Source organism: Candidatus Pelagibacter sp., from assembly GCF_052049935.1.
GTDB lineage: Bacteria > Pseudomonadota > Alphaproteobacteria > Pelagibacterales > Pelagibacteraceae > Pelagibacter.
Genome location: NZ_JBNGZA010000025.1, coordinates 1 through 3,383, shown reverse-complemented (window position 1 = coordinate 3,383; position 3,383 = coordinate 1). Strand labels below are relative to the sequence as shown.

The window sequence follows — 3,383 nt, the reverse complement described above, 5'->3', positions numbered from 1 at the left end:
GATTATTAGAATAAAAAAAATTTTCAAATTTTTAACAATATTTTTTCTTAAATTCATTGAATGAAAATTTAATAAAAAAATTGTTACAGGAATTAATCCAATAAAGAAAACAGTCATTAGTTTTGAACATAGAGAAAAAAAAAACAATATTGATATGAAAAAATAATTTTTATAATTTTCATGATTAAAATGATTAAGTGAATAAATAAAAGTTAACAAACCAAAAAAAAGAGCAAGACTCTCGTTTCTTGTCGTAATATTAAAAATTATTTGAGATGTAATTGGGTGGAACAAGAAAAATAATGTTGAAAAGTATAAGATAATATTTTTTTTTAAATCAAAATTAATCTTAAAAACAATTTTTAAGAAATAATAAATTAAAAATGAATTTGAAACGTGTAGAAACAAGTTTGTAAATTTTGCAATTTGTGTATTAAAGACATTAAAATTTAAATAATTAAGTAAATATGTGATAAAATTATCTAACTCATGAGTTAGAAAATAAATCGGATAAAAGTGAAATTTAGCGTATAGAAAACTGGACAGTAATTTTGCATCTCCAGGTGCCCTTGTGAACTTGTTTAGAAGAGCATCATCATCATAAGTTCTGCCATAATTTAAGGTATCTGTAAAAAATGCAAAAAAAACAGCAAATGTTATAAAAAAAGCACAATACTCAAATATTTTCTCTTTATAATTAGGATTCATCTCGAGAGTTTTCTAGCTTTTTTTTCATCATTTAAAATAGAAAATTTGATTAAATTCCTCATAAATTAACTTAAATTAACCGTTTACAAAAAAAATAATATAGATAGAAAGAGTTTTATATATATATATTTTATACAAAGGATCATAATTATGAAAAAAACACTTCAAAAGGGTTTCTCACTTGTAGAACTATTAGTTGTTGTAGCAATTATTGGTGTGCTAGCGGGTGTGGGAATCGTTGGTTACCAAAGTTACACAGACTCTGCAAAAAGCAGAGTAGGGGTTGCCAATTTTAATTCAGTAAAAAGATTTGTTGAAACTGAATTAACACTCTTAAACAACAATATTCAGACTGTATCAGGAGCCTTGAGTGCTGGAAGTTCATGTACTTCATTGGCACCTTACACAGTTTATAGTAAAAATTTAAGTGATTTTGTTGAGGGAATGACTTGTTACTTTGATACAGCAGGTTATGGAAATGCGTTCAAAAATCCATTTGATGCTGCAGGTGGAAATCAAGTTGTATTCAATGGTACACCAGCTGATGCCAAAAAGGGTCAAATTAACGTAAGATTTTTTGCTGCTGCAGATGAAACTACTAATGGAGCAGTAATACCAGCAGGTGGTTTATTTGATTCAACGGAAACTTCAGGATATTTCTTTATAGAATATTATACTGCCGATGGCTCTGCCGGAGCGGGAAGTTCTGGGGAATATAAAGCAAAAGCTTTTCAACTTAAATAAACAAATTATTTAAAAAAACCCCTTATCTTTTTAGATAGGGGGTTTTTTTTATGTAAAATATTATTATAAAAATTCCAATAATTGATAAGACGAACATAACTATACTTATCAAATTAAAAATTTTTTGAATTTTTGAATGTTTAAATTCGAACTTTTCATATTTTAAAAATTTTTCTAATTGTATTTTATTATTTTCTTTAAAAAAATAATTTAACTTACAATCATTTTCATTTGGATTTAAAAAACATGCTGGATTTATAAAGTTGTAACTTCCATCTTTAACAAAAAAAGGATCACCCTCCAGTAAATTTGCTATTTCTTCAGTATTTTTATTATTTCTAATTGGACTTTTGAATTTATCTAAAATCTTGTAATTAAATACAAGATCTTTTGCAAATGGAATAAAATATTCTAAATTATAACCAAGTATTGAATAGTAACAAAATTGAATTGATCTATTTTCTAAAAAAAAATCATGTTGTTTAGGACCATTGAATTGAAAATCCTCATCAAGAATTGACATAATTTTTTCAATTTTAAAATTTTTTACATTTTCTCTTGTAACATCATAATTTATTAGTTTTTTTGGTGAATAATTAAAAATATTAACTAATTTATTTCTATCAAAAATTAAATTTTGAAAAACTACAATTAAAACTAAAGAAATTGTCAAAATTTTTTTATATTGAAATGAAATTTTTTCAAACATAAATGCAGAGAGTATGCAAAATAAAATTACAAAGGGCGCATACATTCTAAACACAACCCAATCACTTGTAATTACTGGAAGTTTTTGCACTATTGAACCTAGCTTTGTTTGTGAAAAACCTAGTAAAATAATAACAATAAAACTTAAAAATAAAACTAATGAGGTAAATATAGTTATTTTATCTTTTGACATGATTTTAAATTTTGGGATGAACAATATTAAAATTAATAATGGAACAATAGTAATATTAAATGATAGCTCTTCAATTGATAATTGGTGACTTGTAAATAGCACATGCTGCGTAATATTTGATTTTGGAACAAAGAAAAATATATCAAAAAAAACTTTTAAAAAATCAACAACACTTAAATATTGAATTGGTTGCATTTCTCTACCAATATTTGAAACAAAAACCCAAGCTGCATAGATTTTAGAAGAAGAAATCATTAATCCAATCAAAAGAATTAATGAAATATTTAAAATTATTTTTAATTTTTTGAATTTTATTATGTACAGTAAGCTTAAAAAATATATTGATAATACAATTTCAACAATTATTCTTGATCCTCCACTATGCATTATTAGTGCAAATAACAAAGAGGATATAACTATAAATAATAGATTTTTTTTATAATCATGATTTGTATCGAGAGACAAACAAGATAAAAAGAAAAACATAGGCACTATAGAAAATAAAGACCAGCCAATATGTCCTGATAAATAATGAAATACAAAATAGTGATTAAATAAAAATAGAGTAGAACCAATTATTGAACTTTGTCTCGATAGATTAAAAATTTTATTTAGCAACAAATATGAGCCAACAAAAGCAATTATGGAATAAATTAAAAAAAGCACATTAAAAAAAGTTAATGGATCGAAAAGAAAAAATAATATTTGTGTTAAAGAAAAATATTCTGATTGTGGATCAGCAAAAAAGGGAATACCACAACATATATGTGGTGCAAACCATGGTATAGAAAAACCATTATTATAGAACCATATTTTACCAAAAATCAGTCTTGATAATACGGATTGCCAATCATAATGAAAGTAGTCTGAAAAGAGATATGATTGAAAAAGTATTTGATGACTTAATATTATAAAAAAACAAAAAAGATAGAAGTAGATATTTTTCAAACTAATAATTCTATTTTTTAAAGTAAGCATATTTAAATATTGTTTTATTTAAATTAATAAAATCTTTTGTCGAGATTTTATT

The 3,383-nt window shown here is 24.2% G+C and carries 3 protein-coding genes; 1 reads left to right on the top strand and 2 read right to left on the bottom strand.

Annotated elements, in window-relative coordinates; all coding sequences use genetic code 11:
- Positions 1 to 708 (bottom strand): hypothetical protein (locus ACTT90_RS07350; protein WP_440938082.1); only part of this gene is annotated, 708 nt, incomplete at its 3' end.
- Positions 709 to 858: 150 nt separating this feature from the next.
- On the opposite strand from ACTT90_RS07350, the gene ACTT90_RS07345 reads away from it, so the two are divergent.
- Entirely contained in the window at positions 859 to 1,452 is a 594-nt protein-coding gene (locus ACTT90_RS07345; protein ID WP_440938081.1) for a pilin, read from the top strand.
- 22 nt (positions 1,453 to 1,474) lie between these two features.
- Here the strand turns inward: ACTT90_RS07345 and ACTT90_RS07340 are convergent, their stop codons facing one another.
- On the bottom strand, positions 1,475 to 3,331 hold the full coding sequence (locus ACTT90_RS07340; protein WP_440938080.1) for a hypothetical protein: 1,857 nt from the start codon (positions 3,329 to 3,331) through the stop codon (positions 1,475 to 1,477).
- Positions 3,332 to 3,383 lie beyond the last annotated feature (52 nt).

Bases quoted from the DNA above. Each gene is read 5' to 3' on its own strand.
- ACTT90_RS07340 (WP_440938080.1), bottom strand. From the start codon at position 3,331: ATGCTTACTTTAAAAAATAGAATTATTAGTTTGAAAAATATCTACTTC.
- ACTT90_RS07345 (WP_440938081.1), top strand. From the start codon at position 859: ATGAAAAAAACACTTCAAAAGGGTTTCTCACTTGTAGAACTATTAGTT.